Origin of the sequence: Burkholderia sp. MSMB1498, from assembly GCF_001526245.1 — a bacterium.
GTDB lineage: Bacteria > Pseudomonadota > Gammaproteobacteria > Burkholderiales > Burkholderiaceae > Burkholderia > Burkholderia savannae.
Genome location: NZ_LOYJ01000049.1, coordinates 13624 through 29225, shown reverse-complemented (window position 1 = coordinate 29225; position 15602 = coordinate 13624). Strand labels below are relative to the sequence as shown.

Annotated in this window: 12 protein-coding genes and 2 pseudogenes; 6 read left to right on the top strand and 8 right to left on the bottom strand. The window is 67.7% G+C overall.

Translation table 11 applies throughout. The annotated features are described in order from the left end of the window. The 4 genes and pseudogenes from WS91_RS08820 to WS91_RS08805 form a co-directional block, all read left to right on the top strand. Positions 1–1644, top strand: a 1644-nt coding sequence (locus tag WS91_RS08820) for a cbb3-type cytochrome c oxidase subunit I (protein ID WP_059670131.1), incomplete at its 5' end; no start/stop codon positions are given. After that, positions 1644–2249, top strand: a complete 606-nt coding sequence (gene cyoC, locus WS91_RS08815; protein ID WP_038755315.1) for a cytochrome o ubiquinol oxidase subunit III — start codon at positions 1644–1646, stop codon at positions 2247–2249. The genes WS91_RS08820 and cyoC, both read left to right, overlap by 1 nt. Further along, positions 2250–2582: a cytochrome o ubiquinol oxidase subunit IV gene (cyoD, locus tag WS91_RS08810; RefSeq protein ID WP_038755318.1), complete on the top strand. Its 333-nt coding sequence runs from the start codon at positions 2250–2252 to the stop codon at positions 2580–2582. Between the two features lie 294 nt (positions 2583–2876). After that, a pseudogene (locus WS91_RS08805) lies at positions 2877–4180 on the top strand (fatty acid desaturase). Between the two features lie 172 nt (positions 4181–4352). Here WS91_RS08805 and WS91_RS08795 read toward each other — a convergent pair. Next, positions 4353–5147 carry an ABC transporter substrate-binding protein gene (locus tag WS91_RS08795; protein WP_059670130.1) on the bottom strand — a complete coding sequence of 265 codons (795 nt, stop codon included), beginning with the start codon at positions 5145–5147 and terminating at the stop codon, positions 4353–4355. Positions 5148–5820: 673 nt separating this feature from the next. Here WS91_RS08795 and gstA point away from each other — a divergent pair. Beyond that, complete coding sequence (gstA, locus tag WS91_RS08785) at positions 5821–6435, top strand: glutathione transferase GstA (protein ID WP_059670129.1); 615 nt, start codon at positions 5821–5823, stop codon at positions 6433–6435. Between the two features lie 76 nt (positions 6436–6511). Here gstA and astE read toward each other — a convergent pair whose 3' ends face one another. The 6 genes from astE to WS91_RS08755 form a co-directional block, all read right to left on the bottom strand. Beyond that, complete coding sequence (astE, locus tag WS91_RS08780; protein WP_059670128.1) at positions 6512–7564, bottom strand: succinylglutamate desuccinylase; 1053 nt, start codon at positions 7562–7564, stop codon at positions 6512–6514. After that, positions 7548–8888, bottom strand: coding sequence for an N-succinylarginine dihydrolase (gene astB, locus WS91_RS08775; protein WP_059670127.1), 1341 nt, complete (start codon positions 8886–8888; stop codon positions 7548–7550). The genes astE and astB overlap by 17 nt, the downstream gene beginning before the upstream one ends. A gap of 13 nt (positions 8889–8901) precedes the next feature. Beyond that, entirely contained in the window at positions 8902–10365 is a 1464-nt protein-coding gene (gene astD, locus WS91_RS08770) for a succinylglutamate-semialdehyde dehydrogenase (RefSeq protein WP_059670126.1), read from the bottom strand. A 5-nt stretch (positions 10366–10370) separates the two neighbouring features. Then, positions 10371–11429 (bottom strand): arginine N-succinyltransferase, encoded by a 1059-nt coding sequence (gene astA, locus WS91_RS08765; protein WP_059647997.1) that lies wholly within the window; start codon positions 11427–11429, stop codon positions 10371–10373. Continuing rightward, a complete protein-coding gene (aruF, locus tag WS91_RS08760; protein ID WP_059670125.1) occupies positions 11426–12484 on the bottom strand; it encodes an arginine/ornithine succinyltransferase subunit alpha in 1059 nt (352 codons plus the stop codon). Before aruF ends, astA begins: the two co-directional genes overlap by 4 nt. A gap of 81 nt (positions 12485–12565) precedes the next feature. Next, positions 12566–13801, bottom strand: coding sequence for an aspartate aminotransferase family protein (locus WS91_RS08755; RefSeq protein ID WP_059584787.1), 1236 nt, complete (start codon positions 13799–13801; stop codon positions 12566–12568). 172 nt (positions 13802–13973) lie between these two features. On the opposite strand from WS91_RS08755, the pseudogene WS91_RS37905 reads away from it, so the two are divergent. Then, a pseudogene (locus tag WS91_RS37905) lies at positions 13974–14063 on the top strand (ion transporter); the annotation flags it as partial. 489 nt (positions 14064–14552) lie between these two features. Here WS91_RS37905 and WS91_RS08750 read toward each other — a convergent pair. Continuing rightward, positions 14553–15596, bottom strand: a complete 1044-nt coding sequence (locus tag WS91_RS08750; RefSeq protein WP_038755384.1) for a GlxA family transcriptional regulator — start codon at positions 15594–15596, stop codon at positions 14553–14555. Positions 15597–15602: the final 6 nt, after the last annotated feature.

Sequence of the window (15602 nt, the reverse complement as noted above, 5' to 3'; positions counted from 1 at the left end):
GTCATCGTGCCGTTGCAGATCGGCGCGCGCGACGTCGCGTTCCCGTTCCTCAATTCGCTGAGCTTCTGGATGACGGCCGTCGCCGCGCTGCTGATGAACGTCTCGCTCATCGTCGGCGAATTCGCGCAAACAGGCTGGCTCGCGTATCCGCCACTGTCGGAGCTGCAGTTCAGTCCGGGCGTCGGCGTCGATTACTACTTGTGGGCGTTGCAGATATCCGGCGTCGGCACGCTGATCACCGCGATCAACTTCTTCGTGACGATCATCCGGATGCGCGCGCCCGGCATGACGCTGATGAAGATGCCCGTGTTCACGTGGACCGCGCTCTGCTCGAACGTCCTCATCATGGCGACGTTCCCGATCCTGACGGTCGCGCTCGCCCTCCTCGCGCTCGACCGCTACCTCGGCATGCACTTCTTCACGAACGACGCCGGCGGCAACGCGATGGTCTACCTGAACCTGATCTGGGCGTGGGGCCATCCCGAGGTGTACATCCTCGTGCTGCCCGCGTTCGGCATCTATTCGGAAGTGATCTCGACGTTCTCGAAGAAGCCGCTCTTCGGCTACAAGACGATGGTCTACGCGTCGTGCGTGATCATGGTGCTCGCGTTCCTCGTGTGGCTGCACCACTTCTTCACGATGGGCTCGGGCGCGAACGTGAACGCGTTTTTCGGGATCATGACGATGGTGATCGCGATTCCGACCGGCGTGAAGATCTTCAACTGGCTGTTTACGATGTACCGCGGCCGCATCGAGTTCACCGCGCCCGTGATGTGGACGATCGGCTTCATGGTGACGTTCACGCTCGGCGGGATGACGGGCGTGATGATGGCGATCCCCGGCGCGGACTTCGTGCTGCACAACAGCCTGTTCCTGATCGCGCACTTCCACAACGCGATCATCGGCGGCGTCGTGTTCGGCTATCTCGCGGGCTTCCATTACTGGTTCCCGAAGGCGTTCGGCTTCAAGCTCGACGAGAAGCTCGGCAAGCGCGCGTTCTGGTGCTGGTTCATCGGCTTCTACGTGTCGTTCGTGCCGCTTTACGTGCTCGGCTTCATGGGCATGACGCGCCGCCTGAATCATTACGACAACCCCGCATGGCATCCGTGGCTCATCGTCGCCGCGTGCGGCGTCGCGTTGATCGCGATCGGCGTGCTGCATCAGGTCGCGCAGGTGTGGGTCGCGGTACGCAACCGCAACCAGCCCGCCTACCGCGACACGACGGGCGACCCGTGGGACGGCCGCACGCTCGAATGGGCGACGACGTCGCCGCCGCCCGTCTACAACTTCGCGGTGATCCCGACCGTGCACGCGCTCGACGAGCTCGCGTACCGCAAGGAACATGGCCTCGGTGTCGGCGCCGGCAAGAAGATCGTCTATCAGGACATCCACATGCCGTCGAACACGGGTGCGGGCTTCATCATCGGCATGTTCAGCCTCGTGCTCGGCTTCGCGCTCGTGTGGCACATCTGGTGGCTCGCGATCGCGTCGCTCGTCGGCATCGTCGCGACGGTGATCCTGTATAGCGCGGGCGACAACGACGGCTATTACATTCCGGCCGAAACGGTCCGCAAGATCGAAGAAAAGCGCACGGGCGCGCGCATGCCGGCGCAGCCGGCCGAAGTCGAACTGGAGGTCAACTGATGTCGCACAACACGATGATGCTCGACCACGCGGCATCGCACGATCATCCGCCGTCGCATTCGGTGTTCGGCTTCTGGCTGTACCTGATGACCGACTGCGTGCTCTTCGCGGCGCTGTTCGCGACGTTCGCGGTGCTCGGCAATCAGTTCGCGGGCGGCCCGACCGGCAAGGACCTGTTCGACATTCCAGGCGTCGCGCTCGAGACCGCCGCGCTGCTGCTTTCCAGCATCACGTACGGCTTCGCGATGATCGGCGCGCACAAGCGGCGGCGCGGCGCGGTGTTCGGCTGGCTCGCGGTGACGTTCGTGCTCGGCGCGGCGTTCCTCGCGATGGAGCTGCGCGAGTTCTCGCACCTGATCGCCGAAGGCGCGGGGCCGCAGCGCAGCGCGTTCCTGTCGTCGTTCTTCACGCTCGTCGGCACGCACGGGCTGCACGTGACGGCCGGCCTCGCGTGGATGATCGTGCTCGCCGCGCAGGCGCTGCGCCGCCCCGAGCTGACCGAGCGGGACATCCGCAGGCTCACCTGCCTGAGCCTCTTCTGGCACTTCCTCGACATCGTCTGGATCTGCGTGTTCTCCTTTGTCTATCTTGCGAGCGTGATCTGAATGGCACATACGCATCTTTCTCACGGCGATGAAGCGCACGGCACCATCGGCGGCTACATCGCGGGTTTCGTGCTGTCGGTGCTGCTGACGGCCGCGTCGTTCGGCCTCGTGATGGGCGGCGTGCTGCCGCCGCGCGAGACGCTCGTGTCGCTCGCCGTGCTCGCCACCGTGCAGATCGTCGTGCATCTCGTTTATTTCCTGCACATGAACACGTCGTCGAGCCAGCGCTGGAACGTGATGGCGTTCAGCTACACGGTGCTGACCGCGCTGATCCTGATCTTCGGCACGGTCTGGGTCATGCACAACGTCGGCATGAACATGATGTCCCGATAGACAAGCCTTGCGACAAGCCTCGCGACGGGTCTTGCCGCGCGTCGGCGATGCCGTCCCGCGCTGGACGGCATCGCTCTTGTTGCATGTTTGCCGCTTTGCTTGTTCGTTGCTCTCGCCGCGCCGGGCGCACGCGCCGATCCGGCCGTCTGCACGCGGTGCACGCGTTACCGGATTCGACGGCGCCGCGCGAGCCGATTTCGATTCGTTTTCGATTCGTGTTCCGAAGCGTCGGCGAACATGAGCGACGATCGACATTCGCATCGTCCGTCGCTTCGCCGACGCCATTGCAACCGCATGCGCACGTGCTCACGCTCGCGTCGTCGCGCGGGCCTCGGGCGCGGCGCCTGCGATCCGGCGACCGGTATCCGCGCCGCCGTTCGGCGGGCGAAGCGCGGGATACCGGCACCGGCGCCTCGATGTCTTTTTGTGCTATCGACTCCATGAACGACTCCTCCAACCCCATTCGCGTCGACGAGCCGATGCCGCACCGCAAGGTCATCCGCTCGTGGATCACGCCGTTCGGCGAGCGTGTGATCGTCCGCTCGATCGCGCTGCTCGTCGTCGATTATCTGCTGCTCCTCGCCGCGCTCGCAGGCGCGCTGCTCGCGCCGTCCAGCGTCGCGAAGATCGTCTGCGGCATGGCGGCCGGCTTCGTCACCGGCCGCCTCTTCATCATCGGCCACGACGCGTGCCATCAGAGCCTCACGCCGAATCACCGGCTCAACCGCTGGCTCGGCCGCATCGCGTTCCTGCCGTCGCTCACGCCATACAGCCTGTGGGAAGTCGGCCACAACGTCGTCCATCACGGCTACACGAACCTGAAGGGCTTCGATTTCGTGTGGGCGCCGCATACGCCGGACGAGTTCGCCGCGCTGTCGCCGACGCGGCGTTTTCTCGACCGCATCTATCGCAGCGGCTGGGCGCCGGGGCTCTACTATCTCGTCGAAATCTGGTGGCTGCGAATGTACTTTCCGGCGAAGGCCTACCTCGGCGCGTCGCGGCCGATATTCCGGCGCGACTGCCTGCTCGTCACGGGCTTCGCCGCGCTGTGGATCGGCGCGGTCGTCTGGATCGCCGCGGCGACGCATCAGTCGACGCTCCTGCTGCTCGTCACCGGCTTTGCCGTGCCGTTCCTGTTCTGGTGCTCGATGATCGGCTTCGTCGTCTACGTCCACCACACCGATCCGCGGATCTCGTGGCACGCGAACCGCGCCGAATGGTCGCGCGCGGCGCCGTTCGTGTCGACGACGCTGCATCTGACGTTTCCGTTCGGCATCGGCGGGCTGCTGCATCACATCATGGAGCACACCGCGCATCACGTCGACATGAGCATCCCGCTGTACGGGCTGAAGGGCGCGCAGGCGAAGCTCGAAGCAATGCTGCCGGGGCGCATCGTCGTGCAGCGCTTCGGCTGGCGCTGGTATTTCGACACCGCGCGGCGCTGCAAGCTCTACGACACCGAACGCAAGTGCTGGACCGATTATCGCGGCCGCGCGACGAGCGACGCGCATCTGCGCGCAGACGCGCCGATGGCGGATCAGCGGCCGGGCGGCGCGCAAGGCGGCGCGGGCGGCTCGGCCCGACCGAACGGCGCATGATGCGCGCGGCGCGCGCGGCCGGTCGCATCCGCCGCGCGCGCCGCTATCGCGAAGCGGCGCCGGTCGCCCTTGCGCCGAGCGGCACCGGCGCGCCTCAAAACGAAACCGGCCGCTTGCGCGGCCGGTCGATTCGAGCACATCGCGACGAGCGGCGAGCCGCCCGTCGAATGCGTTACTTGAGCGTCACGGGCACGCTGAAGTATTTCTTCGCGAAGCCGTCGATCGTGCCGTCGGCCTTCAAGTCCTTCAGCGCCTGATTGACCGCGTTCTTCAACTGCGCGTCGCCCTTGCGCAGACCGAAGCCGACGCCCGTGCCGAGGATCTCGGCGTCGCTCACGTGATCGCCCGCGAACGCGAAGCCCGCGCCCTGCGGCTTCGACAGGAAGCCCTTCGCGCCCGCTTCCGAATCCTGGAACGTCGCGTCGAGGCGGCCCGACTTCAGGTCTTCGTACGCGAGATCCTGCGTCTGGTACGGCACGACTTCGACGCCCGCCGGCGCCCAGCGCTTCTTCGCGTACGCTTCCTGGATCGTGCCCTGCAGCACGCCGATGCGCTTGCCCTTCAGCGACGCGGTCGTCGGCAGCAGGCCGCTGCCCTTCTTCGCGATCAGCTGGTTCGGAATCGTGTAGATCGGATCGGTGAAGTTGATCGCCTTGCGACGCTGCTCGGTGATCGTCATGTCGGAGTTGATCGCGTCGAACTTGCGCGCCTGCAACGCCGGGATCAGCCCGTCGAACGCGTTCTCGACCCACACGCACTTGACCTTCAGCCTCGCGCACACCGCGTTGCCGATGTCGATGTCGAAGCCCGCCAGCTTGCCGTCCGGCATCTTGTATTCGAACGGCGCATACGACGCCTCGACGCCGAAGCGGATTTCCTTCAGGTCGGCGCCAAACGCGCTGCCCGCCTCCAGCGCCGCGGCCGTCGCGACCGCTAACACGGCCATCTTCCGCCAGTTCAACTTCATCAGGTGTTCTCCTCGCTTTGAACGAACAATGTCAGTCAACGACCGGACCGCCGCATCATTGCAGCGCCGAAATTTCCGGACAATCGCGCGGGTCGGCCGTGATGCGGCGCAACAGCCGCAAGGTCGCGATTGTACCGTCTCGCGCGCCCCGGGCCGTCGAACGCTCGCTCGCGCGGCGCCGCATCGAATGGGGGGCGCGTCGAACGGAAGTTGCAAGACGATGTCGCAATCGCGCAAGGCATGCGCCGGAACGCGCGGCGATCGCGCCCGGCTACGCGGCGCAGGCGTCGGCGGCGCGTTTCGCCTCGATGCACTCGCCGTGCCGCGCGAGCCGCCCGCCGCGCGACGTCGGCCGATAGCCGCGCGTCGAGCGCGCGCACAGCCGCCGCCCGGGCTCCGCTCGATGCGCCGCCGCACCTCGCGGAACACGGTGGGCGCGTCGAGGTTCATCCGGCGCGCCGCTTGCGCGAGCGTGCGCGCGCGCACGAGCGCGAGCGAGCGCCGCCTGCGTGTCGATGGCCGTCGGTTCATATCACGTTTCCACACGCATCGTTTCGCGCCTTTTCCGTTATCGTCGAGTGCGTCGCCGCTATTCGAGCGACGTATCCCGGGCGCGCCTTCGAGCGCCGCCCGCCGCCTTCGACCTATCGTCAACACGAGGAAACGCTCGCTCATGAAGCTCTATTACACGCCCGGCGCCTGTTCGCTCGCCATTCGCATCGCGCTCACGGAAGCCGGCCTGCCGTTCGAAGCCGTCAGGGTCGATCTGTCGAAACATCGGATCGCCGGCGACGGCGGCGACTTCCACGCGGTATCGCCGCGCGGCTACGTGCCGCTCCTCGAGCTCGACGACGGCACGCGCCACACCGAAGCGGCCGCGCTGCTGCAGCGCGTCGGCGATCTCGCGCCCGCGGGCGCGCTGATTCCCGCGCACGGCACGCCGGCGCGCTACGAGGTGATCGAATGGTTGACGTTCGTCAGCTCCGAGCTGCACAAGACGTACAGTCCGTGGCTCTTTCACGACGACACCGCCGAGTCGACGCGGCGTCAATGCCTCGACAAGCTCGATCGACGCCTGAACGAAGTCGATGCGCATCTCGCGACGCGCGAATATCTGAGCGCGAGCGGCTTCACGGTCGCCGACGCGTATTTGTTCGCGGTCGCGAACTGGTCGAACTTTCTGCGCATTCCGCTCGCGCCGTATCCGCATCTCGTCGCGCTGATGGAGCGGATCGCCGTGCGGCCGAAGGTCAAGGAAGCGCTGGCGGCGGAAGGGCTCGACCGCTGAATGCGCGAGGCGCCGGGTTGCGCCGGGCCGAGCCGGGCCAAGGTCCGGCCGGACCGCATCGGGCCCGGCCCGCGCTTCACGCGAGCGACGCGTGCGTGTCGCGCGTCGTCTCGATGACGAGAAGCCCCGCTCGCAGGCCGGGCTTCACGGCCGGATTCGGGAACACGATGCGCTCCTCGGCATGACGCACCGCGTAGCGGTAGTCGCCGTCGCGCGCGAGCAGCGTGCCCTGCGCGAACGGCGTGAAGTTCGGCACGTCCTTCGCGACGAGGAGCTCGAGCGCGTCGCTTTGCTTCGTGATCTGGTCGACGACCGTGAACACGCGCGGCAGCGGCCCGCGCGGCGCGTCCCGGCGGCCGGAGACGAGGCCGCGCACCGCCGCGTCGGCGAGCGCGAAGCGCGCGAGATCGTTCGCGCCGAACGGCATCACCTTGCCGAGTTCGAGCGTGCACGCGAGCGCGCCGCACGTCGCCGCGGTGAAGTGCGAAAACGTGCTGCCCTTCGCCGTATGCAGCAGCACCGCGGCGATCCCCGCTTCGCCGAGCCACTCGAACATCGTGCGCGTCGGCGGCTCGCCCGTGTGCGGCAGCAGCGCGAACTGCTCGAACACCGACGCGCGAATCGCCGTGTGCATGTCGATGTGCCAGCGCGCGCCCCTCGCGCGGCCGGCCGTCGCGAAGAAGGCCGACGCGGCCGCCTCCAGCTGCGCCGCGCGCGGCGCCTCGCGGCTCGCCGCGAGCTGCGCGTGGCGAGCGCCGAAGAGCCGGTTCAGGTCATCGTCGAGATAGCGCTCGCCCGCGCGCATCGCGCCCGGATTGCCGAGCGCGACGAGGAGGCGACAGCGCAGCGGCAGCGCGCCGCGCGCGAGATCGCGCACGAGCATCGACAGCAGCTCGATCGGCGCCGTCTCGTCGCCGTGCACGCCCGCCGATACGAGCACGCTTTGCCTCGCCAGCGCCGCGTCAGCGGGCTCGAGCTGCAGCAGCCCGTCGCCGAGCCAGCGCCAGCGCACCGCCGCACGCCCCGCGCATTCGCCCGCTTCCGCGCGCGGCTTTTCGCCCGCGAGCGTCAGCGCGAGGAAATCGTCGAGCCACGCGGCGTCGCCGCCGCGATCAGCGCTGGAAGTCATAGAGCGAGCCGAGGCCGAGGATCTGCGTCAGCGCATCGAGCGCGGTGCGCGATTCGTCGAGCAGCGCGGGATCGGCGAGATCGAGGGGCGACAGCCGGTCGCGGTAGTGCTTGTCGATCCACGCGTCGAGCGACGCGAACAGCGCGTCGTTGATCCACACGTTCGACTTCACCGCAGCGCGCTCCGCATCGGTCAGCACAACGCGCAGCCGCAGGCACGCGGGCCCGCCGCCGTTCTTCATGCTCTCGCGCAGATCGAACACGCGCACGTCGCGAATCGGCCCGTTACCGGCGACGAGCGCGTCGAGATACGCGGACACGTTCGCGTTCTCGCGGCATTCCTGCGGCACGACGAGCAACTGCCGGCCGTCGTCGCGCGTCAGCAACTGGCTGTTGAACAGGTACGAGCCGACCGCGTCGGCGACGCTCACCGCGCGATCCGGCACCTCGATAACGTTCAGCTGCGCGCCGAGCGCGCCGAGCGATGCGGTGAGCGCGTCGTACACCGCCTGCCTGTCGACGAACGCGCGCTCGTGGCAGAACAGCGTGTCGCGATTGCCGACCGCGATCACGTCGTTGTGGAACACGCCCGCGTCGATCACGTCCGGGCTCTGCTGCGCGTAGATCGTCGCCTCCTCGCGCAGGCCGTGGCGATGCGCGACCGCGCGGCTCGCCTCGAACGTCTGGCGCGCGGGAAAGCGCGCCGGCTCCGGCCCGCGGCGGAATTCGGCGCGGCCGTACACGAAGAATTCGACGCCGTGCGCGCCGTATTCCGCGCAAAAGCGCGTGTGATTCGCCGCGCCCTCGTCGCCGAGCGCGGGCGTGCCGGGCAGCGCGTCGTGCACCGCGAAGCGCGCTTCGTCCGCGAAGATCGCGGCGAGCGTGCGACGCGTCGATTCGTGCTCGATCGCGCGATGCAGCTTGCTGCACAGATTCGCCGGCGTGAAGTGCACTCGGCCGTCGCTCGTGTCGGCGGACGGGCTCACCGTCGCCGCGTTCGCGGTCCACATCGCGGACGCCGAGCTCGCGGCGGCGAGCATCTCGGGCGCCTGCTTCGCAGCCTTCGCGATCACGTCGGCGTCCTTGCCGGAGAAGCCGAGCTCGCGCAAGAGGCGCAGCGACGGCCGCTCCTGCGGCGGCAGCACGCCCTGCGCGAAACCGAGCTCGGCGAGCTGCTTCATCTTGCGCAGCCCCTGCTTCGCGGCCGCCTTCGGGTTCGCGTCGGATTTCTCGTTCGACAGCGACGCGACGTTGCCGAACGACAGCCCCGCATAGTTATGGGTTGGGCCGACGAGCCCGTCGAAATTGGCTTCTTTAGCGTTCATCGTCGTATCCTGCTCAGAAATGAAGGCCCGGCGAGAGGCTCGCGGGCATCTGCAATTGCGCGCTCTCGACCGACGCCATCGGATACGCGCAGTAATCGGCCGCGTAGTACGCGCTCGGGCGATGGTTGCCGGAGCGGCCCGCGCCGCCGAACGGCGCCGACGACGACGCGCCGTTGGTCGGCCGGTTCCAGTTCACGATGCCGGCGCGGATCGCGCGGCGGAACGTGTCCCAGGCTTTTTCGTCATCGGCGAGCAGGCCCGCCGACAGGCCGAACGCGGTGTCGTTCGCGCGCGCTATCGCGTCGTCGAGATCCGTATAGCGAATGATCTGCGCGAGCGGGCCGAAATGCTCTTCGTCGGGCAGCGCGCGCACGTTCGTCACGTCGAGAATCGACGCGTTGACGAAGCCGAGCGCGGAATCGCGCTGCTTCATCTCGACGATGGGCGCAGCGCCCAGCTCGACGAGCTTCGCCTGCGCGGCGACGAGACGCGACGCCGCGCGCGCCGAGATCACCGCGCCCATGAACGGCTGCGGATCGGCGTCGTAGACGTCGGCCGTGATCTTCGACGTGACGTCCGCGAAGCGCGCGAGGAAGCGATCGCCGAACGCGCCGTGCGGCACGAGAATCCGGCGCGCGCACGTGCAGCGCTGCCCCGCCGACAGGAACGCCGACTGGATCGCGTGATGCACCGCCGCGTCGATATCCTCGACGTCGGCGACGACGAGCGGATTGTTGCCGCCCATCTCGAGCGCGAGCACGATCTCCGGCCGGCCGCCGAACTGCCGGTGCAGCAGCGTGCCCGTGTCGGAGCTGCCGGTGAAGAAGAGCCCATCGATCTGCCGATGGTTCGCGAGCGCGACGCCCGTGTCCTTCTCGCCCTGCACGAGATTGAGCACGCCGGCGGGCAGCCCCGCGTCGCGCCAGATCTCGACGGTGGCGCGCGCGACGCCGGGCGCGAGCTCCGACGGCTTGAACACGACGGCATTGCCCGCGATGAGCGCCGGCACGATATGCCCGTTCGGCAAGTGGCCGGGGAAGTTGTATGGACCGAACACCGCGACGACGCCATGCGGACGATGCCGCAGCACCGCGACGCCGTCGCCCATCGGCGTGCGCCTTTCGCCCGTGCGCTCGTGGTACGCGGCGATCGAGATGTCGACCTTCGCGGCCATCGACGCGACCTCGGTGCGCGCCTCCCACAGCGGCTTGCCGGTCTCGCGGCCGATCATCGTCGCGAGCGCTTCCTTGCGCTCGACGAGAATCGCGGCGAAGCGCTTGACGATCGCGCAACGCGCGTCGAGATCGAGCGCCGACCACGAAGCGAATGCGCGCCGCGCGCTCGCGACCGCGCGGTCGACGTCGTGCGCCGACGCGCTCGCGCCTTCCCACACGCGCTCGTTCGTGCCGGGGTTGCGCGACGCGAAGACGGCTCCCGCGCCGTCGACCCAGGCGCCGTCGATGAAGAGTTCAGTCATGTCCGTTATCTCTGTTTGGGTTTGAGCGGCAATACGCGCACGAGATCGCCCGCGCTCACGCGCAGCGCGGCGGCATCGTCGGCCGACAGCGTGAACGCGCCGTCCTCGACGAGCCCCGGCGCGACGCCGACGCGAAAATCGGTGAGCGACGTGTTCGACACGAGCGAGCGCGGCGCTTCGTCGCGTCCGTCGCCCCCATCACGCCGGTCGCGCCCGGCGCTCGCGCCGATCGCGACCGGCACGACGACGCTCTCGCGCACCGTGCGCAGATCCGAGACGTGGCATTCGAGCACGGGGCCCGCATCGAAGATGTCGACGTGGTTCTGATAGCGCAGCCCTTCCGCTTCGAGCATCTTGCGCGCGGGCAGCGTGTCGCGATGCGTGAGCCCGATCACGTCCTGCGCGTCCCGCGGCAGCAGGTCGACGTAGACTGGAAAGCGCGGCATCAGTTCCGCGAGGAACGACTTGCGGCCGTGCGAGCTCAGATAATCGGCGGCGTTGAAATCGATCTGATAGAAGTGCGATCCGACCGCGCGCCAGAACGGCGACGTGCCGTCGTCGTCGAAGTGCCCGCGCAGCTCCGCGCAGATGCGCTCCGGAAAGCGTTCGCGGAACTGCGCGATGAACATGAAGCGCGAGCGCGACAGCAGGCCGCCTACGCCGCCCGTCCGGTAGCGCGGGCTCAGGAACAGCGAGCACACTTCCGCGTAGCCCGTCAGGTCGTGCGAGATGTTCAGCAGCGACATCTTCGTCCACACGCCGAGATCCTGGCTCGCGTGGACGACCGTGCTCACGCGATAGTTGTAGAACGGCTGCGCGAGGCCGACTTCGGTTTCGATTCCGCACACGCCGGCGATGTCGCCCGACTGCGAATCTTCCATCACGAAGAAATAGCCGGCCTCGGCGGGCGTCGCGCAATTCTCGAGCGTGCGGCGCGTGCGCTCGATTCGCGCGGCGAGCGCGTCGCGGTCCGGCTTGAACGTGGTGAGCCCCGGTCCGGTTTCCTGCGCGAGCGAGACGAGCGCATCCACGTCGCCCGTTTGTACGACCCGAACGACGATCATGCTGCGTCTCCTGGTTGGTCCGACGGTTGGCCGTCGCGCTGATGCAGCGGCACGCAGCGCACCGTGTCGCCGTCGGCGACGCCGAGCGCCGCGCGCGCCTCGGCGGGCAGCGGCGCGTCGGCGCTGTCGGCGGGCAGATCGGCGAGCACGCAGCGAAACGCGTCGCCGCGCCCGCTCGAGAGCAGATACGTGGTGTCGCCCTGCGCGCGCGCCGCCTCGCGCACCGTGCGCTCGGCGTGCTTCGTCACGCACGCGGTGCGGTCGACCTGCGCGGTCAGCACGGGGCCGGCGTCGAAGATGTCGACGTAGCGGTCCGGCTCGAAGCCCTCCTCGAGGTGGATGTCGTACGCGAGGAGCGCGTGCTCGTTCGGCTCGCCGAGCACGCGCTGCGCGGCCTCGGGCAGCAGCGGCACGTAAAGCGGATAGGTCGGCATCACTTCGGCGATGAACGTGCGGCTGCGGCCGCCCGACTCGATCTCGACCGCGGCGAAGTCGCGCCCGAAGAACTTGCGGCCGACCGCCTCCCAGAACGGCGACGCGCCCGTCTCGTCGGTGACGCCGAGCAACAGCGAGAACACCTCGGGCGTGAAGCGGCTGCGGTTCGCGGCGATGTACATCATCCGTGCGCGCGAGATCAGATGCGCGGCGGCGTCGCCGCGCAGCGACGGATCGACGTAGAAGCCGGCGAGCCGGCTCTTGCCCGTCAATTCGTGCGACATCGTGAGCGCATGGATCTTGCGGTTCACGTGCAGCTCGCGCGACGCGTGGATCAGCGCGTCGTTGCGGAACGCGTAGAACGGCTCCGAATAGCCGGCCGCGGCGACGATGCTCGCGGTGCCGAGCAGCTTGCCCGTCGCGCTGTCCTCGAGCACGAACAGATAGAACTCCTCGCCGGGGAAGTCGACTTCCGCGCGAAACGAGTCCTCGGAAAGCGCGACGCGCGCTTCGAGCGCCGCGCGGTCGTGCGGCAGCGAGTGCAGCACGGGTTGCGCGGTGCGCGCCATCTGCGCGAGCGCGTCGAGATCGGCGAGTCTGCCGGGGCGTACGAAGAGCATCGTCGTTCCTGTCTACGTCAGCATTACTACGTCAGCGATATGGGCCGCTTGGGCGCTGCTTAGGGGCTGCTTAGGGGCTGCTCAGCGCGGCGTAGCTTCGGCCTGCGCGGCGAGCACCTGCTCGACCGCCTTCTCGAAGCGCGCGAGGCCTTCGTCGAGCACGTCGAGCGGAATCACGAGCGACGGCGCGAAGCGCAGCACGTTCGGGCCGGCGATCAGCATGATCACGCCATGGTCGGCCGCGGCCGACACGAAATCCTTCGCGCGGCCGTCGAACGCGTCGACGAGCTCCGCGCCGATCAGCAGGCCCTTGCCGCGAACTTCCTTGAAGAGCTTGAAGCGCGCGTCGATTTTCTCGAGCGTGGCCGTGAGGCGTGCGCTGCGCTCCTTGACGCCTTCGAGGAGCGCCGGATCGCTGACGAGCTCGACGACCTTCTCGGCGATCGCCGACGCGAGCGGATTGCCGCCGTACGTCGTGCCGTGCACGCCGACCTTGAAGTGCGCGGCGAGCTCTTTCGTCGTGAGCATCGCGCCGATCGGGAAGCCGTTGCCGAGCGCCTTCGCGGTGGTCAGGATGTCGGGCGTGACGCCCGTGTCCATGTACGCGTAGAAATGGCCGGTGCGGCCGACGCCCGTTTGCACCTCGTCGAAGATGAGGAGCGCGCCGTGCGCGTCGCATGCTTCGCGCAGCGCCTCGAGGAACGCGGGATCGGCGGGGATCACGCCGCCCTCGCCCTGGATCGGCTCGACGATCACGGCGCAGGTCTTCGGGCCGATCGCGGCCTTTGCGGCGGCGATGTCGTTGTACGGCAGGTGCCGGATGCCTTCGGGCACGGGGCCGAAGCCTTCCGAATACTTCGATTGTCCGCCGACGCTGACGGTGAAGAACGTGCGGCCGTGGAACGACTGGAGGAACGACACGATCTCGTACTTGTCGGCGCCGTGTCGCTCGAACGCGACTCGGCGCGCGAGCTTGAGGGCGGCCTCGTTGGCTTCGGCGCCGGAGTTCGCGAAGAACGCGCGATCGGCGAACGTGAGCGATTCGAGGCGCTTCGCGAGGCGCAGGACGGGCTCGTTCGTGTAGCCGTTGCCGATGTGCCAGAGCTTGCGGCCTTGCTCGTCGAGGACCTTGAGGAGCTCCGGATGACCGTGGCCGAGCGCGGTGACGGCGATGCCGCCCGCGAAATCGACGTAGTCGCGGCCTTCCGTGTCCCACACGCGCGAGCCTTCGCCGCGCTCAGGCACGAACGGCGCGGGGGCGAACACCGGCACCATCACTTCATCGAAAGTCTGACGGGACACGTTCGGGCTCTTCATGACGATTCCTTTCGTTTCGTAAGAGGTAACAGATTCAAGTTTAGGCAACGCCGCGCGATGCGTCTTGCGCAATTGCGACGCGATTTGTCGGATGGGGTTCTTTTGCCCTTTTCGGCGGGCGACGATTTTTTGTCGGTTGTTTGGCGTATGTGTGTGTCGTGAATGGCCTGTGATGTTTGCGGTCTGTGAGCGTCGCCCCTCCCCGGGGCGAGGGTCACTTTTCTTTGTCTTGCCAAAGAAAAGTAACCAAAAGAAAGGCGCGTCCTTCGGCGGACAGCAAAGGGAGCTGCGTTCGCTCTTCTCGCCAGCTTCACCGCTCACTTCGCTGCAAACCACTCTTTCATGTCACGGCTCGCCCCGCACGACGCATGCCGCCAATCTCAAGGTATGCCAATTATTCAAATCCGAGGCTCGCGCCTTGATGTGCCCATCGTCCGAGCGCAGCGAAAAAGGAGCCGGCGGGCGATGCGACGACACGGCCCCCGCGCGATCCGCTCCGCGTTCCGGTGCGACGCGACACGTTGGGGGCCGTGCCGACACGAACGAGCATGTCGCCTTAGGCCTGGGCCGAAAAAGCGCCTTTCTTTTGGTTACTTTTCTTTGGCAAGACAAAGAAAAGTGACCCTCGCCCCGGGGAGGGGCGACGCTCACAGACCGCAAACATCACAGGCCATTCACGACACACACACATACGCCAAACAACCGACAAAAAAACCGCAACGAAGAAAGCGCCCCCAAGGACTGCTCACGCTCAGTCCCGAGCCGGCGGCCGCTCCACCAAGGCCCCCGCGCGAGGCGGCTCGGCGCCCCCCTTCCCGTGCTGCTTCTCGAGCCACGCGCGCCGATCCTCGCGCGGCGTGACGCCGAAGCGTTCCCGATAGGCATTCGAAAAATGCGCCGCCGAAGAAAACCCGCACGCGAGACTCACCTGCACGACCGACTTGCTCGTGCGCTGCAACTGCGTGCGCGCCTTCAGCAACCGCAAATTCAGGTAATACTTCGACGGCATCGCGCCGAGATACTGTCTGAAGAGTCGCTCGAGCTGCCGCCGCGACACGCCGACGAGCCCCGCGATCTCGTCCGTCGTCAGCGGGTCCTCGACATTCGCCTCCATCAGCAGCAGCGCATCGTTCAATCGCGGGTGCCGCTCGCCCGGCGCCGTCACGAACGGAATCCGCTGGCGCTCCTCGCCGCTGCGAAGCGGCCCCGTGCCGAGCGCGTCCGCAACCCGCTCCGCCAGCTCCGGCCCCTGATCGCGGCCGATCATCGCCAGCATGAAATCAACGCTCGCCTGGCCGCCCGCGCACGTCGCGCGATCGCGGTCGATCTCGAAGATCTGCTGCGTGACGATCGAACGCTCGAATTGCTCCGCGAACTGCTGGTAAGTCTCCCAGTTCACGCTCACCCGGTAGCCCGACAACTGCCCCGCCATCGCGAGCCACCACACGCCGTGATGAATGCCCGTCACGAGCGGCGTGCGCTGGCCGACCCGCGCGAGGCTCGCGAGAAAGAGCCGGTAATCGGCGAACTGCTGGAACCGCTCGCTGACGACGATCAGCCAGTCGCAGACGATCGCATCGTTGAACGCGGCGTCCGCGTGCCACTGCGCGCCGCCCGCGAGCGGCACCGCGCGGCCGTCCCACGAGCACACCTGCCAGCGGTACAACAGGCGCGCGTCGATCTCGTTCGCGAGATTCAACGCGTCGACGATCGGCCCCACGCCCGACATCGACACGGGCGGCAACGCGACGATCGCCACCTGTATCGTGCGGGCGGGATTCGCTGGACGATTCACGGACGT

What these genes read in the sequence shown, in the direction of transcription:
- cyoC (WP_038755315.1), top strand. Translation starts at nt 1,644, where the DNA reads ATGTCGCACAACACGATGATGCTCGACCACGCGGCATCGCACGATCAT.
- cyoD (WP_038755318.1), top strand. Translation starts at nt 2,250, where the DNA reads ATGGCACATACGCATCTTTCTCACGGCGATGAAGCGCACGGCACCATC.
- WS91_RS08795 (WP_059670130.1), bottom strand. Translation starts at nt 5,147, where the DNA reads ATGAAGTTGAACTGGCGGAAGATGGCCGTGTTAGCGGTCGCGACGGCC.
- gstA (WP_059670129.1), top strand. Translation starts at nt 5,821, where the DNA reads ATGAAGCTCTATTACACGCCCGGCGCCTGTTCGCTCGCCATTCGCATC.
- astE (WP_059670128.1), bottom strand. Translation starts at nt 7,564, where the DNA reads ATGACTTCCAGCGCTGATCGCGGCGGCGACGCCGCGTGGCTCGACGAT.
- astB (WP_059670127.1), bottom strand. Translation starts at nt 8,888, where the DNA reads ATGAACGCTAAAGAAGCCAATTTCGACGGGCTCGTCGGCCCAACCCAT.
- astD (WP_059670126.1), bottom strand. Translation starts at nt 10,365, where the DNA reads ATGACTGAACTCTTCATCGACGGCGCCTGGGTCGACGGCGCGGGAGCC.
- astA (WP_059647997.1), bottom strand. Translation starts at nt 11,429, where the DNA reads ATGATCGTCGTTCGGGTCGTACAAACGGGCGACGTGGATGCGCTCGTC.
- aruF (WP_059670125.1), bottom strand. Translation starts at nt 12,484, where the DNA reads ATGCTCTTCGTACGCCCCGGCAGACTCGCCGATCTCGACGCGCTCGCG.
- WS91_RS08755 (WP_059584787.1), bottom strand. Translation starts at nt 13,801, where the DNA reads ATGAAGAGCCCGAACGTGTCCCGTCAGACTTTCGATGAAGTGATGGTG.